This window comes from Gemmatimonadaceae bacterium (assembly GCA_020852815.1).
Taxonomy (GTDB): Bacteria; Gemmatimonadota; Gemmatimonadetes; order Gemmatimonadales; family Gemmatimonadaceae; genus SCN-70-22.
In genome coordinates, this window is the sequence record JADZAN010000019.1 from 272200 (window position 1) to 293400 (window position 21201).

Sequence of the window (21201 nt, forward strand, 5' to 3'; positions counted from 1 at the left end):
CGCACCGACCCGCGGGGTCGCTACATCCGCCACCCCAGCAGGTTCCACGTATTGAGTGACCAGAAGAAAAGCAGCGCGATGGCCACCGCCCCGCTGTGCCGCAGGCGCATCCAGATCGTCCCGTCGCCGTTGCGCCACTGCTGGATCATGAGCCACGCCCCCCAGAGCACCAGCACCAGCGCAAGGACCGGGAAGGCGAGACCAACCATCAAACCCTTCGGCGACCCGCCGAGGAGTTGCTCGGGATCCGAAACGAGCTTGGCGAGGATCGCCATGAAGACGGCGAGGAGAAGCCCGGCGAACACCAGCGCCCGACGGCCGTTGACGATGGACGGCTCGAGTCGCGGCCTCCCCGGCGTGTTGCGGATGAAGAAGCGCACCAGCGCCGTGATGATGATCGCGAGGAACATCACCAGCCCGCCTCCCAGGATGAACAGGTGTACCTTGGGCTGCGACATTCCTTCGTACTTGTCCAGCACCATCATCGGCGCCGCGTCATAGAAGGCGTGCGTGATCTTCCCCGACGGCTCGGCGCGGAAGGCGATGCGCGTCTCGCTGTTGAGGTCGCGGAAGAGGAGCGAGTCCACCTGCGCCATCCGCATCACCCCGAACGGCGTCTTGACCATCAGCGTCCCGTCGGGCATCGGCGTCACGGGGACGGAACCGGCCAGCGCCGCCACCTTCACGAAGGTGGTGAAGTTCATCCGGTTGAAGACGTACTCGCCGGCGAAGCGTTGCAGCTGCGGCGCATCGGCCGCCTTGGGCGTCAGCGCCGGCAGCTCGTGCGGATAGTAGTGATCGAGGAAGGCGTTGAGGAACGGGAGGAAGGAGATCTCGCTCCCGGTGTTGGTGTTCGTGGACATGAAGACGCCCACGTTCTCGCTCGGGATGAGCGACAGGTCCGAGTGGAACCACTGCGTGTCGCCGCCATGCCCGATCATGCGCAGCCCGTGCGATGACTGCTCGTAGAACCCGTGCGCGAAGCCCGGGATGCGCGGGTCGTGGCCATGGACGCGCGTGTGCATCAGTTCCGTCTCGCCCTCGCCAAGGATGCGCGCGTCGCCTAACGCCCCCTTGTTGAGGTGCGCGATCATGAACTTCGCCATGTCGGTCGCCGAGGCGCTGATCGACCCGGCCGGTGCAGCGCCGGTCACGATCTCGAACTTGTGCGGGACGTACTCGCCGTTCTTGTACTCGTAGCCAATCGACATGTCGCCTCGCAGCGACGCCGGGAGCGGCTGCCGCGTGCTGGTCTGCGTCATCCCCAGCGGCTTCAGGATGCGGTTCTCGATGTAGTCGTCCCACGTCTTCTCGCCACCCTGCCGTTCCAGGATGTAGCCGGCCACGCCCGTTGCCCAGTTGGAGTACGACGCGAAGGTCGCCGGCGGACGCACGCGCGCCGGCATGTGCGCGGGGAGCCACTTGGACATCGGCGTGATGTGCGCCGAGTCCTCGGTGAAGAGGTCGCGGGGATCTTCCTCCAGCCCCGGCGTGTGCGTGAGGATATCGGTGAGGGTGATCGGCTGCGGATAGGTTGCCGGAATCTGGAAGTCGAGATACGCGTTGACGTCCTTCTTCAGGTCCAGCTTCCCCTGCTCGTGCAGCTGCATCACCCCCGTCCAGGTGAAGAGCTTCGAGACGGACCCGATGCGAAAGAGCGTGCGCTCGGCGTCGACGGGGGTGCGCTTGGCAACATCGGCGTAGCCGTACCCCTTGGCAAAGAGGATCTTGCCGTCGCGCACCACCGAGACCGTCACGCCGGCGATGTGCTTCTCTCGCATCCACACGGTGAGCAGGCCATCGATGAATGTCTCCACCTCGGCGGGATCGCGTGGGCCGCGCACCGCGGGTGCCCCGGCCAACGCGGGGGTTGGCGCGGCGGGTGAAGCGGTGGGGAGTTGCGAGGCCGGCCCCTTTGCCTGCGCAGCAGCCAGACTGAGAGGCGAGACGGCGGCGAGGGCGCAGGCAGCGAGTCGGGAGAGGCGCACGAGAGGTCCCCTGTGGTGGACAGAATTGTATACAAACTTCCCGTGGCCAGAACTTGCACCGCCACCCCTGCCCACCGCAACATCCCAGCCCACCGCGAGCTCCCGAAAACGACTCGGCGGCGGGGAGCCCCGGGGCCCCCGCCGCCGACTTCGTCGCCTGTGCGAACGTTCCCGGCGCTCCTACGGCGTCGCGATCGTGCGGCGCGCCTGCTCCAGACGCACCCCCGCCCCATCGCGCACCCCCATGTACACCACGCCCCCCTTGCCGAAACCGGCAATGACACGCCCCGCGGGAACGGCCACGCGCTCCACCAGCGTCCCGTTGGCGTCGATGACGTCGTAGATCGGGCCGCCGTTCACGACGATCGACGTGCGCACCCACAAGTTGCCGTCCTGGTCGGCGCGCGCGGCGCCGGTGGTGAATGGCGGGGCGTAGTCGGGCAGCTCGTTAGGCTCGACGAAGGTGAGCGGCGGGAGCGTGAAGTTGCGGGGCGGTCCCCCCGTCTCGTCGCGCGCCCGCGCGTTGTCGCTCTGGCGCGGCGGCCCCCCCGGCGGCCCCCCTTCGAAGCGCATCACCATCACCGGCGCCCCGCCCCCCATCGCCCCGTCCATCCCCGGGATCTGCGGCATGCGCCCGGGGTTCTCCTTCATCTGCGCCATGAAATTGGCACGCACCTTCTCCATGGCCACGCGGGTGGAATCGAGGAAGGCGGCCTTGGCCGAGTCGTTGAGGTGGCGCCAGTCGAACGGAAGGCGTTCCGACGATGCCCGCGCGTCGTCGCCCTTGATCCAGTCGACGTGGTAGTCCATCCCGCGCACGATGGCCACGGCACCATTCGAGAGAACGGCCCAGTCATCGACCTTGGGGAGCGGATCGATGATCGGCGTCATCATCATCCGCCCCGACGTGTCGGTCCCCTGCTTCATCCTGATCTTCTGCGTCTTGATGAAGGCCACGGTGTCGAGCTTGCGCGTGGCGAGTTCGACGCGAACGATCGCCGCCGAGTCGGGGATGTCGGGCATGCGGAACGCGGGGGCCCCCTGCCCGGGCGTTCCCCCCTGCCCGCCCTGTCCTCCCCGTCCTGCCGCCGCTCCGGGGCCTCCCGGGCCGCCGGGGCCAAAGCGCAACTGGAACGGCGCGCGATAGACGAGCCGCCCCTGCGCGTCGAAGCCGGGAATCCCGTTCTGGCCGGCGACGAGCGCTTGCGCGTCGTTAGGGCGCGGCACGCTCATCACCCGTCCGATCTTGCCCGACGGGTCGATGACGAGCATCGACATGGCCTGCGGGTCGACGAAGAGCGACGTGTCGCCCTTGTAAGTCAACAACCCGCCAAAGCGTCCCGAGTACGCATTTCCGGTGGCCGCCGTGGTGTCGGCAACGACGGTGTAGGTGGCAAGCGTCTTGTCGAACAGGAGGACGCGGCGCCCGATGGCGTCATTGATGAGGACGCGCCCATCGGAGAGCGCGCGGGCGGTCGACACCGCGCCGAGCAGTTCCGCGGACTTGGCCTCGATGGCACCGAGTGCGCGCGGCGCGGGGGGCTTCGCCGGCGCCTGCGCGAAGGCCAGGCCCGGGGAGAGGAGGCAGAGGGCGGTAAGGACGCGAGGCATGGGGAGCGGGACGGGAGACGGGGTACGGGAGACGGGAGACGGGAGACGGGAGACGGGAGACGGGAGTGCCGACGTCGCGGGGCGACGTCGGCGGGGCGTTAGGCGATACGCCAGGTGCAAGGGAGCAATGACTGTGCACGCGCGGTCAGCGAACGATCTGGATGGATTGGCCGCCACCACCGCCGCCCATCAGCATTGGGCCGCCGGCAAAGCCGGCGCCACCGCCGGAGCCCGCCGTCCCCGACCGAATTGACGCGAGATAGCGCGGATCGAGGTACGAGGCCACGAGCGTGGGGAGCTTGCGGCGTTGCTCGGCGCTGAGCAAGCCGCGCACGTCCCGGGCCACGCGCTGGAGCAGGTCGACGGTGGCGCGGCGCCCCTGGCGGTACATCCCGTACGCCTTGTCGCTGTCGTAGTGGTCGGGGAGCGACGCCAGTTGCTTGCTGATCGGCGTCCAGATGGAATCGGCGCGGATGAGGTACCAGCGGTTGAGCGTGGCCAGCGAGTCGGCCTGCGGCACCGTAAGCTGCAACGTGTCGGTCTGGCGCAGGATGTTGGCCAGCGGGTTGATAAAGCCGCCGCTCCCGTAGATCGCCTTGATGATCTGCTCGTTCAGCTTCTGCCCGTCCTGCCGCCGCCCGAGGTTGAGCTGCTGCGTGAGCGTCTGGCGTTCGCGCGTGGGACCGATGTCGAAGCGGAGCATCGCCGTCACGGTGACCGGGGTGCGGAAGGCGCTGAACTGCGGGTTGGTTGCGCCAAAGCGCCGGTTGACGTCGTACACGTAGCGCCCCGACGCCCGGTCGAAGCCGCGCACCGCGAGGAGCGTGGCATCGGGGAACGCGTTCTGCCCCCACCCCCGCAGGTTGTCATCCGAGTGCAGGAGGAGGTCGGCCGCGCCTAACGGGTTGGAGACGTTGAACGAGAGCGTGGCGCGCTGCGGCATGCGCACCTTGATCGGGTTGAATGCGATGGAAAAGTTGGCCGAGTGGGTCCAGGGTCCCTGGCACGAGTTGCGCCCGGCCACCTGCCCGAGCTGCCCCGACAGGCAATCGCGCACGCGCGACGACGCGGTGGACAGCAGCGTCTGCATCGAGGCCGCCAGGTTTGCATCGGCGGCCGTGCGCGGGTCGTAGATGAAGGCGCGGTCGTTCGAGTAGCCGTCGCCGTTGATGTCACCCGCCACCAGCGGGGTGAACGGCGTCCCCGACCGCACGTTGCCGAACCAGCTGATGCGCACGAGATCGGCCGCGTTCCAGTACAGCGAGTATTGCACCTGGTGGCGCGAGTCGAAGTTGCTACGCGCCCACTCGACGCTGCGCGGGTCGCCCGCCGTGTTGTTGCCAAAGCCGCGCACCCGCTCCCGCACGTTGGAGAACACATACGACAGCGACCAGTTGTAGCGGGAGTTGTACGACAGCGGCGAGAACGACGCCCGCAGTTGCCGCGATTCGGAACGCAGGTCGGAGCGCTGCTCGGTCACACGGTTGAACAGCGTCGACACGCGCGCGTCACGCGCGGCAATCGCACCAGTCGCCGGGTCGATGCTGGTGGGAAGGACGTAGACCGGGCGCCCCGCCTCGTCCCCTAACGAGAAGCGCTGCGTGGCGAGGAAGTTGAGATCGACGAACCCCTGCTGGTTGAGGTTGAGCGAGTACGTCCCCTCGAGGTTCGCGTTGAAGCGGTTGCCAAGCACCGGGCCGCTCCACTGCAGGTTGCTGCGCACGGAGCGCGGCGCGTGGAAGTCCTCCCTGAACAGCGAGACGTTCGGCGCCGAGCTCGCGAAGACGGTCCCCGTCGTCCCGTCGGCGCACTCGGCGGGAATGGCCCCCTGCCCGGCGAGGTACTGCGCCCACTGCGCGTTGGGAACGGCGAGTCCGGAGCAGTTCACCAGCTGCACGCCGCTGGCAAGCCCGGTGTTGTCGAGCGCCGAGCCGATGAGCTGCGCGCCGGGCGTCCCCTGGAAGATCCCCACGCCGCCGCGCACCGTGGCGCGCGGGCCGCGGAACGCCCCCTCGAAGGCGCCCACCTGCGCCGCCTGCCCATAGCTCCACGAGAAGCCGATGCGCGGCGAGACGTACACCCCGTTGGGGACCTCGTCGTTGCGCACGCCGAACGTCGCCTCGACCGCGTCGTTCTCCCGCGGGCGCGTCCCGAAGGCGTTGCCGTCCACGCGCACCCCGTACTGCAGCTGCAGGCGCGGCGTGGCGCGGTACGAGTCGCCTAACGCCATCGCCGCCGTGACCTGGTTGCCCGACCGGATGCGCCGTCCCAGCTGGCGCGAGAACGACAGGGCGCGCCCCGCCTCGAGGTCGGCCAGCGAGTTGTAGCTGAATGACCCCAGCAGGTTGTTGCTCTGGTCGACGTCGAAGTCGTCGCGGCGCAATTCGGTCGAGAGCTTCACCCGATGCTTGTTGTCGTTGCTGAACCAGGAGATCTGGTTGGAGAGGTTGATTCCCGTCGTCGTCGACGTGTTGTTGAGGAAAGTGCTCCCCCCGAACTGCACCGACTTCACCGCGGTCGTCCCGTCGTCCAGCACCGACGTGATGCGCACGCTCCCGCTGGGCACCGACAGGAAGGGGGACGACACATTGCGCGTGCGGTTGATGCCAAGCGCAGTCTCGCTCAGCGCCCCGAACGAGAAGTAGGTGGAATGCCGCGCCTGCACGCCGCCGTTGAAGCTGGTGCGCGTCCCCGAGTGCGCGGGAAACTCGGTCACCTGACCGCTCACCGGATCGAGGCGGTTCCACGACAGGTTGCTGCTGAACGAGAACGCCGAGCCGGCCCGTGACGACGGTGGCGAGAGGTCGATGCCGCCGAACAGCACCCCCTGGTCACTCAGCCGGCTGGAGGGAATTCCCCCCGCCGTGGAGGGAATCGACTGCGTCGAGAGAATCGAGAGGAGGCGCGTGACCGAGTCGGGCGAGATCCCCGACGCCTCGAGCCCGATGGGCGAGGTGTTCAGCAGCGTCTGCAGGTCGTTCGAGCGACGCCCCAGCTGGTAGGCCAGGTTGTAGAACGCGGCGTTGTACTTGAGCGGCCCCGAAACGAGTCCGCCCAGCGAGGCGTTGGAGTACTGCTGCCCCAGCGCGCTCGCCGCGGGGTCCGTCCACTGCAGCGCGGGCGAATCCAGGTTGAGCGAGTTGGTGCGCAGGATGAAGTTGGTCCCCGAGCGCGTGCGCAGGTTCAGGTTCCCGCCGCTGAAGCCACCGCGCGACACGTCATAGGGCGACGAGTTGAGCGCCGCCGACACCATCGCGTCGCGCGGCAGGTCGGAGCCGGAGAAGTTGAGGCCATTGAGCGTGGTGCTGTTCTGGTCGGCGCCGAGCCCCAACACGGAAAAGCCGGACGGATCACCATCCTGTCCCGGGACGTAGAGCACCCCCGGCGTGTTGGCTGCCATCGCCGCCAGATCGCCCTGCTGCGTGGGATCCAGGTTGTTGGGATTCACCACGCGCTCGGTTCCCGCCACGTCTTGCGCCTGGTCGTTGCGGGTCACGCGATTCCGGTTCGCCGTGACGCGCACCTCGTCGAGCGTCGTCGTGGTGCGCGAGAGCTGCGCGTCGGCCACCAGGATGTCCTCGTCGGCCACCCGCTTGATCTCGAACCGGCGCGGGGCGAAGCCGATCGAACGGAAGGCGACGAAATAGTCGCCATCGCCCCCCGGAAAGGTCACCATGAAACGCCCGTTGCGATCGGTCAGCGCATTGCGACTGACGGCGCCCGAGAGCGTCGTCACCGTCACCTGCACGCCCGGCAGCGGCTCGCGATCGGGGCCGGTCACGCGCCCGCGGATGATGTCGACCGTCTGCGCCGCAGCGGCCAGCAGCGGCAGGGAGCACAGCACGATCGCCAACGTCACGACGCGACAGAACGCGCCAACGAGGCTCCCGGCGCGCGAGATTCGGGGGGACACGCGGTATGGACGCAGGTGAGGCATGAGCTCCAGATAGGGCGGGGACACTCTCTTACGCGCCAGCGCCTCCAGACATTGCGCGGCCGCACCTCGGGGACACGCGCACGGCCATGCCCCCACGACGCCAGTTAGACTCCGACGCGCGTCGGAAGGATTCTCGTCCGTGACGATCCGGACTGGCATCGGGGAACCAACCGGAGTCAGGTCTGCTCGACGCCGCGGAAAGCTCGCGCGCGGCCGCGAGCTGCCGCGGGCGGTCGCACGAGGGCGTGCGAGGTTTGCACTCCCTTCACACCCTCGCTATCTCGGGCGAATGCGGACGGCGGCGCCTCCGCCGGGGGCAAGGACGAGGTGCAACCGGTCCCCCGCCCCCACCTCACGCGACGAGATCACAACCGGGAGCGGGTTGGTGAGCCAGTGTGCTCCCGGGCCGTCGGTATACGACTCGGCGACGTACGCCTTCCCGGGGGTGAGGAAGTCGAGCTCGATGTCGACGACGCGCGCGTGTTCGTCGGTGATTGCCCCCACGAACCACTCGTCGCGCCCCCGGGCCTTGCGCGCAACCACGACCGAGTCGCCGATCGCGCCGCCCAGGACGCGCGTCACCTCCCAGTCGGTCGCCAGGTCGCGAATGAACTGGAAGGCCGGCTGATTGGCGTAGCTCTCGATGATGTCGGCGGCCATGTGCACCGGCGAGTAGAGCACGACATAGTCCGCCAGCTGCTTGGCCAGCGTGGTGCGCACGCGCGGCTGGTCCGGGGTGCGCGCCGTGCCTGACGAGCCGGCAAGGAGGATGTCGAACACACCCGGCGTGTAGTCCATCGGCCCCGCCAGGAGGCGCGTGAAGAAGAGGATCGTCTCGTGTTCCGGCGGGTTGCCGCCGTCGGGCCCCCCGGCGTTGTACTCCTGTCCGCGCCCCCCCTCGCGGGAGAGCATGTTGGGCCAGGTGCGCCGCTCGCCGGTGTCCATGATCGGCTCGTGCGCGTTGACGGTGATGCCGTACTTTGCCGCCGTCTCGATCACCTTGCGGTGGTGTCGCACCATGAACTGCCCCGTGTGCGCATGCCCCTCGGCGGTGCGGTCGTTCACGTAGCCCGTCTTGATGGCGCGGATACCGAGGGAGCGATATAGCGCAAACGCCGAGTCGAGCTGCCGTTCGTAGTTGGCGATTCCCATCGCCGTCTCGTTATGCACGATGAGCGAGACGCCCTTGGACTTCGCGTACCGGGCAACTGCGGACAAATCGTAGTCGGGATAGCCGCGGGTAAACGAGAAGTGCCGCCCGAAGCTCCCGATCCAGTCACCATCCCACCCCACGTTCCACCCTTCCACCAGCGTCCCGCCCAGGTGGTTCGCCGCCGCAAAGTCGATGTAGCGCCTGGCGTTCTCCGTGGTCGCGCCGTGCGTGGGCCCCGAATGCCAGCTGTACTTCCCGGCGTGCATCCCCCACCAGATCCCGTTGTACGTCATGGGGGTGATCCAGCGCGTGTCGGCAATGCGTGACGGCGCATTGAGGTTGAGCCCCAGCACCGACGGGACGAGCGCCGCCGGTGTGTCCGCCAGCTGCACCGTGCGCCACGGCGTCACGAACGGGGTGCGCCCGCGCACCTTCACACCGTCGCTCCACGGCGCCAGCGCGGGGCGAAGCGTCCGCTCCCCTACCCGCGCCAGGTCCATCGCCGCGTAGTCCTCGAGCGCTGCCTCGTGCAGCACCACCACCGGGCCCCCCTGCATCTCCATCGTGAGCGGCGTGCGCACCGAGTCCAGCATGCTGAGCGGCGACGACGCATACAGGAACTCGTAGCGGTCCATCGCCTTGCGGTTGGACGGAATCCACCACGCCTTCGCGTTGTCGGCCATCGCGAACTCGGTCAGCTCGTCGGCGATGCGGAACGCGCCAAGGTTGGGTTGCTTGGGGAGTTCATAGCGGAAGGCGACGCCGTCATCGAAGGCGCGGAAGGCAACCACGAAGCTTCGCGCGAGCGGGCGCCGCTCGGCGACTCGCACGCGCAACTCGTTATGGTGATCGCGGACCTGCATCACCTCGCCCCACGGCTGCGCCCACGTGGTGTCGACCGAAGCGCGCGCCGAATCGACGAGCCGCAGGTTGCCGCCCAGCGCCGGTGCACCGCGAAAGGCGAAGCCAAGTCGCGAGGGGAGGATCACTTGGCGAGCGTCGCGGGCAACGGCGTAGGTGATGCGCCCGCCCTGGAGTTCGACCGTGACAACGTTGCGGCCGTCGGGAGAGGCGAGGCGAATCGGAGCCTGCGCGTGCACCGCTGGTCCTGTCAGCAGGCACGTGATGGCGACGAGTGATGCGAGGGCACGACGCCCACCGCGATCGGGCTGCAACTCGCGGCCACCGCTCATCGGCGTCGCCAGGGATCAGCGAATCGGCGATCCCGCAGGATGGTGCTGTCGGTAAGCGCCTGGAGAAAGGCGATCACATCGCGCTTGTCCTGATCCGTCATGACGAAGCCGTCGACGTTGCGCGCGCGGACCACTCGCAATGGTACCTCCTCCGGCCGCGTAGTGATCGAGCCCTTCCTACGTTCCGTCGCGTCGCTGCCGTACCGCAAGCGTGATGGCCGCGAGCAGGAAGAGCACGAATCCGATCGTGCTCACGTTCTCCAGCGCAGGACCTCTCGACGAGCGTGGCTCGAGGAACTTCAGGGCCCACAGCATCACACCCGTGCTCATGGCAACCGTGGTGAATTCCGTCAGGAACGGCCCCTGTCTTCGCCGAACGATGCGCGCCAACGACCACACGACCGCAATGGCGGCGAGGAGCATGCCGGTGACAGCAAACCAGAACTGCAGCGTCTGCAATTGCGCGCTCCCATCGTTCGTCTGGGGACTCCCGGATTCACTGTGCGAGCAACCGTCGTCAGGTGACGGCCATTGGGAGCATGCTCATACCGCTCTGACAATCGCCGACATCCACATCGCCCAGCGTGCGAGCCAAACTGCCGCGTGTAGACTCGAGTCGATGAGATGTGCGCGCGGTGTACGAGACCTCGATAGATGTAAAGAAGGTCCGCCGCACGCTCGGCGAAGCTTGTCCGGTCAGGCGCGCCCCGTTGGCACATCGGGAAGAATGGCGCCCGCGCCCCATGTGGTGAAGCGGCCCAATGGCGGGATTCCTCGTGCAGGGCTAGCCCGGCGATGAGCGCAGCCGCCGAGTACGTCCACTGACCACAGCCAGCCCCCAGAAGCAGAAACGCCGGCCACACCCACGTAAGGTGTTGTCGGCGCCTCAGTTACGTGCAATCGGGACGGCGGGATTTGAACCCGCGACCCCCTGAACCCCATTCAGGTGCGCTACCGGACTGCGCTACGTCCCGTCTACGAAAGCGCGACACCACGACAGCGGCGCGCCCGCAGAGGTCCCCCAACCTAACCGCCCTTCCACCACCATTCAACCGCAACCTCGGCCGGCAATTCACCCCGCGCGCCGCCGCCTGGGCGCATTCGCTAGCACGCAGCGGCAGCGCTCGCGCATCCCACACGGCTAGAAGCTCGCGCTCGCGTCGCGCTCGCGCTTCTTCTCGACCAGCCAGGCGATGAACCAGACGGGGATGGCGATGATGAGCGCCACCTTCAGGATTGCCACCCCCAATCCCACCACCGCGCCCAGCAAACCGAAGACTACCCCCACGATCGCCATCGCGATCACGAAGAGGATGAAGAGCGGGAGCCCCACGGCGAGCAGGAGGAGCACCACCGGGACCGCCACCACGCCCAGCACCGCGATGATCGGCAGCCCGACCAGCGCCACGACTCCGGCCAGGGGGAGGACAACGAACAGCGTCAGCAAGGTGAAGACGGCGAGCTTGGAGAGTGACACGTCGCAGCTCCTTCAGGAGTTCACGTTGGACACTGACCATACGACAGCGCCCGGAGCGTTGTTTCTCCCCGGGCGCTCCGTGCACCATCGCTGAGATGGCGCCTAGAAGCTCTGCATCGAGTTCCAGTCGTCGTCGTCGAGCGGAATCGAGATCTCCGGTAGCTCGCGCGCGGCTGCTTTCGGAGGGGCACCCTTGGACGGCGGCGGCTTCACGCGGAACGCCTTGCTCGCGGCTGATGTCGGACTGGAGCTGGCAGGGACGGCGTGCGCGACGGCAGGCTTGTCAGGCACCGCTCGCGCCGCTGGCGCCTTGTTAGGCACCGCTCGCGCCGCTGGCGCCTTGTTAGGCGTAAGGCGTGCGGCCGCGGGCCTTTCAGGCACGACGCGCGCGGTCGGGGCTTTGTCAGGCGCAACGTGAGGGGCAGCGACCTTCTCCGTCACAGCATGCGTGGCCGCCGCCCTGGTCGGCGCCGCGCGGCGCGCCAGCCTGAACTCACCCACCAAGGCACGCAGCGCCTCGCTCGTCTCGCCCAGGTTGCGTGACGCTTCCTCGCTCTCATCGGCGGCCGCCGCCACCGCCTGGGTGCGCCGCGACATCTCCTCCAGCGCACGATCGATCAGTTCCACCCCCTTCGACTGCTCGTCGCTCGCCACGGCAATCTCCCCCACCACCTGCCCCACGCGGTTCACGCGGTCGTCGATCTCACTCAACTGCTGCAGCACCTGCGCGTTGAGGGCGACACCCTGCTCGGTGGCGCGCACGGACTGCTCGATGAGCTCGGCCGTGCTCCGTGCCGCCTCGGCCGAGCGCATGGCGAGCGTGCGCACCTCGTCGGCGACGACGGCGAACCCTTTCCCACTGTCACCAGCGCGCGCCGCCTCCACCGCGGCGTTCAGCGCCAGCAGGTTGGTCTGGAACGCGATCTCGTCGATGGTCCGGACGATCCTCGCCGTCGACACGGCGCTCTGCTGGATCTGGACGATGGCGTCGGCCAGGCGTCGCACCTCGAGTACCCCTGCGGAGGTGCTGGCGCGCGCCCCCTCGCTCAGCGAGCGCCCTTCGGCGGCGCTGGCCGCGTTGCGCCTGGTCATCGCCGCCAGCTCACGCGCGCTCGCCGACACTTCCTCCAGCGAGGCCGCCTGGTCGCTGGCGCCGCGCGCCAGCTCCTTGCTCCCGGCGTCGATCTGCTGTGCAGAACTGGCCACCCCCTGGGCCGTGTCGGTCACCGCCCCCATCGCTTCGGACAGTTTGTCGAGCGCGCTGTTCAGCGACTGCTGGATGCGCGCATGGTCGCCGCGGTAGTTCCCTTCCACGCGTGAGGTGAGGTCGCGCTGCGCCAACCGCTCCAGCGTCTCCGTGGCGGCGTTGACCGGCGCGATGACGAGGTCGAGCGTGTGGTTGATCCCTTCGACGAGCGCGCGGAACGAACCGTCGAAGGCCGCCGCGTCGCCCCGTTGCGACAGCTCCCCTTCCCTGGCCGCGCGCGACAGGGCGTTGGACTCCTCGATGAGGGCGCGCACGATGCGGCGCGCCTCCTCGAACGACGCCACCGTTGCCTGCGTCTGCGCGATGATGTCGTTCACGTTCGTGGTCAGGACGCCGATCTCGTCGGTCGAGGTCACTGGGAGGAGCTGCGTGCGCGGCGCAATGGCCGCGGCGAGGTCGCCACGCGTCATGGCGTCGAGCGCCGCGCGCAGCTCGGCGATGCAGGCGCCACGCAGCGTCTGCACGCGCTCCACCACCGCGCTCAGCGACGTCGTGATCCCCCGCTCGATGAGGAAGCCCAGGGCGAGCGCGATCAGGATCAGGAGGACGGACGACAGCATCACGATCAGCTTGGCGCGCGCGACGGCGCTGGCGCTCGCCGCGCTCAGCCTCGCCGTGTGGACCTCGATCTCCTTGCCCAGCGCGCCCAGCTCCCGTTCCAGCGTGGCAAACGCTTCCTCGAAGCGCTCGACTGCCGGCGCCAACGCGGCCTTGTCTCCCGATGCAGCCGCCAGCTGCACCGCGCGCGCCCTTGTTTCCAATGCCTCGATATCGGGGCGCAGCGACTGCGCGCGCTTCACGATGTCGGGGTGACGGCTCTCGCCCGCGACGCTCGCCATCGCCTCCTTCAGCACCTTCGCGTCCCCCAGCAGGTCGTGCTCGGCGCGGACGCGGCGCGTCTCGTTCGCCATCTGCGCGGCCAGTATCGCCGAGTAGACGTCGGATCGCATTGCGACATGCGCCAAGTCGCCCTGCATCCGGGCGCGCTGCGCGGCGGCGCTGGTGGAGAGTCCTTCGACGGTGGCGACGCTGGTGCCAAGCGTCAGGTAGCCGATCCCGCCAACGACGATGGTGCCGGTAACGCCGAGGAATGCGAGCAGGAAAAGCTTCGCACGCAACGAAAGGGTCGAGAGCATGTGCGCAAGTCGGAAACCGAGAGGGCCGTCGGCGTCGCCGAGCGACCGCGAGGGAGGCCATCGCTGGCGCTCACCCCGCTGCTCCAAGTATCGACCGCGTTCAAGAGTCGCTGAAGACTCGCGCCCCGCGTGCGCTGACCGCGGTGCCTGACGAGCTTCGCGTCACACTCTCGGGTCGAATGTCGACAGGACAGCCTCGAGTCGCGACAGCTCGAATGGCTTCTCGAGCACTGGACAACCGCACTGCTGCAGGAACTCGGCCGCCTCGGGTTCCTGCACGTCGCCGCTGGCAAAAACGAGCCGTTGCGCGAGGTCGGGGCGGTGGCACCTGGCCCACGCATGCAGCTCCGGTCCGCTCAGCGACGGCATCCGCAGGTCGCAGATGATCAGGTCGAAGTCGCGCGCCTTCGCCGGCTCGCCCCCGTCGCGCAGTTGTGCCAGCGCCACTTGGCCGTCGGGTGCCTCGGCCACTTCCCAGCCGCGACGCTTGAGCCAGCGGCGCAGCACGCTGCGCACCGCACCTTCGTCGTCGATGACCAGGGCGCGCCTCACCGGCGACCGGTCGAGCAGCGTGCGTCGAGCGGTGTGCAGATCGGCGGACGGCATGCGGGGGGGGCGAGGCAGGGTCGGCAGCAAGGCCCCGGCGAGAGCCGGAGACATCTATTGGTATCGGCGTATGTCACGAAATGCTTGAGCCCTTCCCCGACCCGTCGCCCGTGGCGACTAGGCAAAACGGTGCATGCGCGACTGCAAGTGTTCGCGATAGGTACGGCTGAGCTTGAGCTGACGCCCATCGCGCAGGATCACCACGTAGTCGCCGGCAAACCACGGCTGGAGCTCCTTGATCCGATCGATGTTGACGATCACGGCGCGGTGGATGCGCACGAACATCGAGGGGTCGAGCTGCGCCTCCACGTGGTGCATGGTCTCGCGGATGAGGTGCGAGACTTTCCCTGTGTGGACGCGCACATAGTTCCCCGACGCCTCGAACCAGTCCACGTCGCTGACCTTGACGAAGAAGACGCGGCCGTCGTGCTTCACCATCAGGCGGTCGAGGAACCGCGTGCGCGGCATCGTGCCCGGCGCGCCGGACGGTTGCGCCGGCCGATCGGCGAGTGCCGCCGTCGCGCGGTCCTCGCCCAGCACCTGCTCCAGCAATGCGCGGATCTTCCGCCCCTGCTCCGCCGAGCTCTCCCGTTCGATGTGCGACCGCGCCCGCTGGAAGGCGGCGCGAAAGCGCTCCGGGTCGTAGGGCTTGAGGAGGTAGTCGATCGCGTTCACGTCGAACGCACGCACCGCGTATTCATTGAACGCAGTGACGAAGATCGTCGGCGGCATCTGCTCGGCTCCCAGTGCCCCTACCACGCCAAAGCCGTCCACGTCCGGCATCTGCACGTCGAGCAGGACCAGGTCCGGGGGGTCCTTCCGGATGGCATCGATAGCCTCGCCACCGCTCCCCGCCTCGTCGATGACGTCGACGTCCGGTTCGAGGCGCAGGAGCCGTCGCACGCGACGACGGGCGATCGGTTCGTCGTCCACCACCAATACGCGAATCGGCATCGTCAATCTCCCTTCCTTGTTTAGGCAACGGCCGCCGCCCACTCGGCGGAGACCGCGGTGGCAATCTCTGGGGCATCGGCAATGAGGAGCACCGCCGACGCACGGTCGGGAAAGGTCACGCTCACCAGCGCACCCGCGTCGGCCACCGCCGCCTCGGCGACGCTCTTGGTGCGCCACCAGGCGTGCGACCCGCTCCCGCCGGGCCCGGCGCCCGCGGGCGACGCATTGCGAGCGCGCCAGTCGGCCTCGCCGCGCAGCCGCACGCGCGTCACGTCGGCCGCGCGATCCACCTCCAGCCGTACGGTGAGCGACTCGGCGGGATTCAATGAATCGGCGACGAGGAGGTCGTCGACCATCGTGCAGACCAGGCGACTGGGAATGCGCAGCGATAGCGCGTCGGGTGGAACGTTGGTCACCAGCCGCACCCCGGGGCGAATCCCATCGCGGTGGGTGTCGACGCAGGCAACGAGCAGTTCGAGTTCCTGTCGAACCGAACTGGTTGCCTCTCGCCCGAGTTCGAGCGTGAGGCGCAGCGTGTCGGCCAGGCGTGTGATCAAGCGTTCCGTACGCGGCACGTCGCGGTGCACCAGCTCGGCGAGCAGGTCGAGCGTGGCAAGGAGGAACTGCGGGCGGAGCTGCACGCGGAGCGCCTGGAAGCGGGAGCCGGCGATGCGCGCCGACAGGCGCGCCCCCTCCAGTTCCCGCGCGCGATACCAGTTCACGAAGTCGCGCGCGTGCGACCACGCCAGCAGCCCGAAGTAGACGAAGAAGTCGCCGGTGAGGGGATTCATGTTCCCCGGCGACAGCACTGGCATCTGGCTCAATCCCGTGGCCTGCATGACCCCCGTATGCACCAGCCCTGCGCATACCCCAAAGGCCGCGTGCAGGGGCAACCGGCGCATCCAGTTCCCGGAGTCGATGCGGAACCTGCGCGCCAGTGCGACGACCACTGGTGACAGACCGAGCCAGATGATCGAGGTCGCCACCTGCAAGCGCGCCAGCTCCAGCCATGAATAGCCGTCGCTTGGCCGCATGGAGTTGGAGTACAAGACCATCTGGTTGGTCCACACCACGGCCATCGCGAACCAGAGCAGTCCGATACCGCCCCACGCCTTCCAGGACAACCCCGGGGTGGAGCCTCGCGGCTCGGCGGACGGGGGGGGCGCCGGCACCGGTCGCTCCGCCGCGCGGAAGCTCCCGCTCGGTTGCCACTGCGGCGCGGGCGTCGACTCCACGATTGCCTCGACCGGCGGAGCCTCTGGCTTGCTCTCCTCCAACTCGGGAAAGACGGTGGAGAACTCGCCCGTGCGCCATGTGGACGGGTCGTCGAGCGTGGTCGACGCCATCGCGTCGGCCAGGCTCACGTGCTGCGGCGTGGGGTGTGCCTGGGCGGTCCCGTCGCGATACGGCAGTTCCAGCTCCACGACCACCCCGCCCTGCTCCCCCTCGCGCAGCTCGAAGCGATGGGTGCTGCCGTACAACTGGCGCAGGCGCTCGCTGGCATTGCGCAACCCGATCCCCTCGCGCCGGTTGGGGTCGCGCGTGCTTTGCGCCTGACGGAGACCGACCCCGTCGTCCTCCACCCGCAGCAGCAGGCGATCGCCCACGCGCCGCGCCGCGACGTGCACGCGACCGGGCCCCTGCCGCACCGAGAGCCCGTGCCGGATCGCGTTCTCCACCAGCGGCTGCAGGATGAGGTGCGGCACCAGCGCGCGACGCCACTCCAGCGCCACGTCGACCTCCACCTGCAACCAGTCCGAGAAACGCGTGCGCTGGATGTCGAGATACGGCTCGAGCGCCGCAAGCTCCTCGTCCAGCGTCACCTCATCCCGCCCCGAGCGCTCGAGCGAGATGGCCAGCAGCGTGTGAAGTCGCCGCAGCATACGCTCCGCCGCATCCGGCGACTCGTGCGCCAGCTCCGAGATGGCATTGAGCGCGTTGAACAGGAAGTGCGGCTGCAGCTGCAGCTCGAGGTACTGCAGCTGCGCGCGCGCCAGTTGCGCCTCCAGCAGGTGGGCGCGCACCGTTCGGTCCACGTAACGCCGGCGCACCGTGAGTGCATGCGCGACAACCACCAGCGCGACATACACGAAGAGCCACACGTCGAACCAGTAGAAGAGCATCGGGACGTACGGCTCCGGGCTCCACGTCGCGAAGAACGCCATCGACGTGCGCAGGAGCGCGGTGAGCACCATGGCGCAGGCCATCGCCGACACGCTGTGTGTCAGTAGGCTCACTCCCCACCCCACGCGCGAGGGGGCCACCCGTCGCGTGAGGCGAAACAACCATGGCGTGAGCAGCGCCCACATCGCCGCCACCGCCAGCGCGGTCGGCATCGTCCAACGCATCGCCCGCGACGGGTCGCGCGCCGCCGCCGTCCACACCACGCCGTACATCACCCCGAAGAACAACCACGTCCCGGCCACGACGGCCCAGAACGGGGGAGCGGCGACGCGAGGCGAAGACGTCGTGGAGGCGACCATTCTCGGAGGAAGACGCACGCCAGCCCCCACCGACGCTGAGGTCGGGGTGGCGAGCGCCGGTTCATCCAAGGAAGCGGTCGAACGAGGGGGGGCCAAGTCGCTGGGGACGAAGGGACCGGGAGACGGCATGAGCCGAGCATCGGCGACCAGCCGAGCATCGGCCACCAGCCAGGCAACGGCGGCCAGCCGACCCGGTCGGCAAACCCCGATCAGTCGACTGGCCGCCGCCCTTCACACCACGCGATTGGATACGGCATGTGGGGTGAAAGGTTTCTTGTCACCCCGTATGGCCGAGCGTGGTCGCCACAAACAGCGCGACCCGAAGGGCCTCGGCGCCGGTGGTTCCACCGTCGCGCCCGGCCTCGCGAATGCGCGACACGGCCTCCGCCCCCTGCTGCCCCACGAGGGTGACGACCAGCCGCAGCTGTTCGTGCGCCAGTTCGCGACGGCGAGTGGCCGGTGCGGGGATCGCCGTCGCGTTCAGCGCGCGCTCCAATCGGGCCCACGCCTCGGCCGAGGCGGGGCGCGCGCCTAACGAGCGGGACGAGTGTCCCAGGGGATGCGCGAGTCGCCGGAGGCGAGTCGCGAGTGTGCGAGAAAGGCGAAGCATGGCTCGTCTCCTGTGGTGATGTCGGTGGGAGGGTGATGGCGCGTGTGCATCACGTGCCGCAGGGGCCGCAGGGGCGCGTGCGAGTCGCCGTGAAACAGGACGCCCCGCCGGCGCAAGCGCGGGCGGGGCGTCGATGTCATGTCGACTGGCGGCGAATGCGTGTCACGCACTCGCTTGCCCTGCCCTCGGCCTCGCGTCCACTCCAACGCTCCGGAACAGCCCGCCGTCAACGCGAGCCGGTCGAGGCATGGAATGCCCCGCGGTGGTCCACGGCTGGATGATGGTGAGTTGGCTTGGACGCGACATCGAGACGCCTGCGGTTGAGTGATCGAGGACGCCGCGCACCATCGCGCGCGAGTCCAGCGGTGTACCGGGAAGACCCTCCCGCTCCGGAATGCGTCACACCAACGCGTATCGCGACAATTTGCGCCTGTCCAGCGCGCTCCCCCCTTGGATCGCGCCCCCGGTCCGTGCACTATTCCCCGCCCCACTGACGCAACGCGCGACGCCGAACTGCATGAGCGACTGGACTCCCGATTCCGACGACAACGCCGCCGACAACTCAGGCGAGCACAACCACGACGGCAGCGCCTCCTTCGGTGAAGGGGCGCCGGCCATCGCGCGCGTGATGACGCTCGCCCCCGTGGCGTTGCGCCTGGTGGCCATCGAGCACCCGCGCACGCCACCCGGTCACACCGTCTTTCACGCGCTGGCCGCCGTGGAAGGTGAAGTGTCCGAGGCGTCGCCCACGCTCGCGCAGGGTTCTCTCCCAACGGCAACGTTCGATGCGGTCTCGACCGTGGGGCTGTTCGACGAACCGGCCCCGATCCTCCTCACCGCGCGGGAGAACGACGGCGGGATTCGTGGCGTCCTGGCGGCGGTCGTCCCGCAGCGCCTCGTGGAGCGGCTGGAGCGCGCCGCCCGTGCCGCGGAGGAGCCGTGGCTTGCCAGCGTCGAGGACGGAGGCGAGGCGCCGGGCTTCGAGTCGGAGACAAACGAGGAAGAGGGGATCCCGCACGTCCCGTTCGCGCTCGGCATCATCCTGCGCTTTCCCGAGGATCGGAAGCATCCCGACTCGCTCGACGAGGAAGCGATCGACCTGCTGGCCACGCTCCTCTCAGGCCAGGCAATGGACGCCGACAAGAAGCGAGTCGAGAACCTGCTCAAGTCGCTCTAACGACTGAAAGCGGTCGTGCCCAGCGCTACCTCTTGCCCGGCGGCGTTACCGGTGCGGCCAGGATGCGGCGCCTCACCTCGGTCGGCGACTGGCGCAGGTGGCACGGGGCGCATTCGCGTCCGGGCTCGTGCGTCACCTGCTTCACGTGGCAGCTCAGGCAGAAGGCGCGGTCGGGGAGCAGGCGCGCCACCGTCTCGCGCACATGGCAACTCACGCACTTGTAGTGCGTGTCCATCTTGTGATCCGCGAGCATCGTGTTGCCGTGGCACTGCGCGCATCCGCTCGCCTTTTCCTTGTGGTGATCGGCGTGGCACGACGCGCAACTCGACACCTCCTTCACCGCGCCGGGCGTCGTGTGACACTGGGCGCACGTCGTCTTCTCGTGCTGCGAATGCTGGAACGCCACCGCGCGCGACCGCGGGGCCTTCTCTGGCTGCAGCGTCAGCGCCATCGTGACCCGGATGGGCTGCTTGAGGCGTGCATCGGTCGCGTGGCACGCGGTGCACTCGACCTTCGTGGTGGGGGCGTGGTGGCAGCTCTCGCACGACGCCTTGGTCAGCGTCGTCTTCCCATGTCGCGCATCGACATCGCGATCCACCGAGGGTGACGAGGTTCCGCCACCGGCGAAGTAGTTGTAGTTGCTGTGGCACTCCTTGCACGCCACCGCCGATCGCACCAGGTGCGTGGCGTGGTCGAACGACTCGTCGAAGACGGTCTTCCGCGCCGTCTCCACACCGTAGTGGCAACTGACGCAGCCGTTGGTGGCCGGGCTCGGACCCAGTGCCGGGCGGGCCGGTGCGGCAACTCCCGCGCGTGCATACGCCGAGGCCGTGCTGTCCAGTGCCGCACGAAACAGTTGGTCGGCACCTCGCACGTTGTGCACCGGTCCCGCGAGCTGCAACAGGTCCACCGCCTGCCGCGCCCCGCGCACGCGCGAACGCGCCGCATCGCCGGCCAGTCGGGCGTCGCCGGCCGCTTGCGAGACATAGCCCGCCACCGCGCGCGAACGCCACTCGACGCCGGTGCGCCAGCGCGCCAGCATCCCGCTGAACCGGCGTCCGTGACAGCTCGTACACATGCGGTCCATCGCGGCCAGACGCTGCGGGCCATGCGGCGCCGCGAACGTCGAGTCGTTGTGGCACCCGGCGCACGACACGCGCGTGACGAACATCGTGTCGGGATGGATGCGCGCCCCCCGCACCAGCCCCGCATAGAACGACTGTTCCACCTGGTGAGACGTGTCGTGGCACCCGAGGCAGGTCAGCGACACCTCGGGGGCGCGCCCCAGCGGCGCCTTGTGCACGCCCTCATGGCAGGCAGCGCATTCCGACCGAAGCGTTGCCTCGCCGCCAAGGCCGCGTGCCGTGCCGATGAGCGAGTCGCCACCCACCGGTGTGACTAACGATGTGGTGTCGACCTCCACCTCCTTCGTGGACTGGCGCCGGTTCTCGACGTCCTGTGCCGCTCGCCGACGCGTCTCGAGATTCGACGACTCGCGCTGGCAACCGGCCACGAGCAGGGCAAGCATTCCAACGACGGCGAGGACTGACGCGCGGACGCCACGTGCCGCGCCGCGCATCGCTCGCGCCGCGCGCCACCACGCTCCCTG

14 protein-coding genes and 1 tRNA gene are annotated in these 21201 nt (G+C 68.7%); 1 reads left to right on the forward strand and 14 read right to left on the reverse strand.

Annotated features, from left to right (window positions below; all coding sequences use genetic code 11):
• Positions 1 to 20: 20 nt before the first annotated feature.
• The 13 genes from IT359_12040 to IT359_12100 form a co-directional block, all read right to left on the reverse strand.
• Positions 21 to 1988: a serine hydrolase gene (locus tag IT359_12040; protein ID MCC6929713.1), complete on the reverse strand. Its 1968-nt coding sequence runs from the start codon at positions 1986 to 1988 to the stop codon at positions 21 to 23.
• Positions 1989 to 2168: 180 nt separating this feature from the next.
• Complete coding sequence (locus IT359_12045; GenBank protein MCC6929714.1) at positions 2169 to 3599, reverse strand: hypothetical protein; 1431 nt, start codon at positions 3597 to 3599, stop codon at positions 2169 to 2171.
• 145 nt (positions 3600 to 3744) lie between these two features.
• Complete coding sequence (locus IT359_12050; GenBank protein MCC6929715.1) at positions 3745 to 7512, reverse strand: TonB-dependent receptor; 3768 nt, start codon at positions 7510 to 7512, stop codon at positions 3745 to 3747.
• A 300-nt stretch (positions 7513 to 7812) separates the two neighbouring features.
• Entirely contained in the window at positions 7813 to 9882 is a 2070-nt protein-coding gene (locus IT359_12055; GenBank protein MCC6929716.1) for a glycoside hydrolase family 97 protein, read from the reverse strand.
• Positions 9879 to 10022 carry a hypothetical protein gene (locus IT359_12060; GenBank protein MCC6929717.1) on the reverse strand — a complete coding sequence of 48 codons (144 nt, stop codon included), beginning with the start codon at positions 10020 to 10022 and terminating at the stop codon, positions 9879 to 9881. Before IT359_12060 ends, IT359_12055 begins: the two co-directional genes overlap by 4 nt.
• 37 nt (positions 10023 to 10059) lie before the next feature.
• Positions 10060 to 10305 (reverse strand): hypothetical protein, encoded by a 246-nt coding sequence (locus tag IT359_12065; protein ID MCC6929718.1) that lies wholly within the window; start codon positions 10303 to 10305, stop codon positions 10060 to 10062.
• A 477-nt stretch (positions 10306 to 10782) separates the two neighbouring features.
• Positions 10783 to 10856: transfer RNA gene (locus IT359_12070), tRNA-Pro, on the reverse strand.
• 167 nt (positions 10857 to 11023) lie between these two features.
• Positions 11024 to 11359, reverse strand: coding sequence for a hypothetical protein (locus IT359_12075; protein MCC6929719.1), 336 nt, complete (start codon positions 11357 to 11359; stop codon positions 11024 to 11026).
• Positions 11360 to 11461: 102 nt separating this feature from the next.
• Positions 11462 to 13762 carry a hypothetical protein gene (locus IT359_12080; GenBank protein ID MCC6929720.1) on the reverse strand — a complete coding sequence of 767 codons (2301 nt, stop codon included), beginning with the start codon at positions 13760 to 13762 and terminating at the stop codon, positions 11462 to 11464.
• A gap of 162 nt (positions 13763 to 13924) precedes the next feature.
• Complete coding sequence (locus IT359_12085) at positions 13925 to 14368, reverse strand: response regulator (GenBank protein ID MCC6929721.1); 444 nt, start codon at positions 14366 to 14368, stop codon at positions 13925 to 13927.
• A 117-nt stretch (positions 14369 to 14485) separates the two neighbouring features.
• Positions 14486 to 15322 (reverse strand): response regulator transcription factor, encoded by an 837-nt coding sequence (locus tag IT359_12090; protein MCC6929722.1) that lies wholly within the window; start codon positions 15320 to 15322, stop codon positions 14486 to 14488.
• 20 nt (positions 15323 to 15342) lie between these two features.
• Complete coding sequence (locus IT359_12095) at positions 15343 to 17748, reverse strand: histidine kinase (GenBank protein MCC6929723.1); 2406 nt, start codon at positions 17746 to 17748, stop codon at positions 15343 to 15345.
• 334 nt (positions 17749 to 18082) lie between these two features.
• On the reverse strand, positions 18083 to 18415 hold the full coding sequence (locus tag IT359_12100; GenBank protein MCC6929724.1) for a hypothetical protein: 333 nt from the start codon (positions 18413 to 18415) through the stop codon (positions 18083 to 18085).
• Positions 18416 to 18932: 517 nt separating this feature from the next.
• Here IT359_12100 and IT359_12105 point away from each other — a divergent pair.
• Complete coding sequence (locus IT359_12105; GenBank protein MCC6929725.1) at positions 18933 to 19592, forward strand: hypothetical protein; 660 nt, start codon at positions 18933 to 18935, stop codon at positions 19590 to 19592.
• Between the two features lie 25 nt (positions 19593 to 19617).
• Here the strand turns inward: IT359_12105 and IT359_12110 are convergent, their stop codons facing one another.
• On the reverse strand, positions 19618 to 21120 hold the full coding sequence (locus IT359_12110) for a cytochrome c3 family protein (protein ID MCC6929726.1): 1503 nt from the start codon (positions 21118 to 21120) through the stop codon (positions 19618 to 19620).
• Positions 21121 to 21201 lie beyond the last annotated feature (81 nt).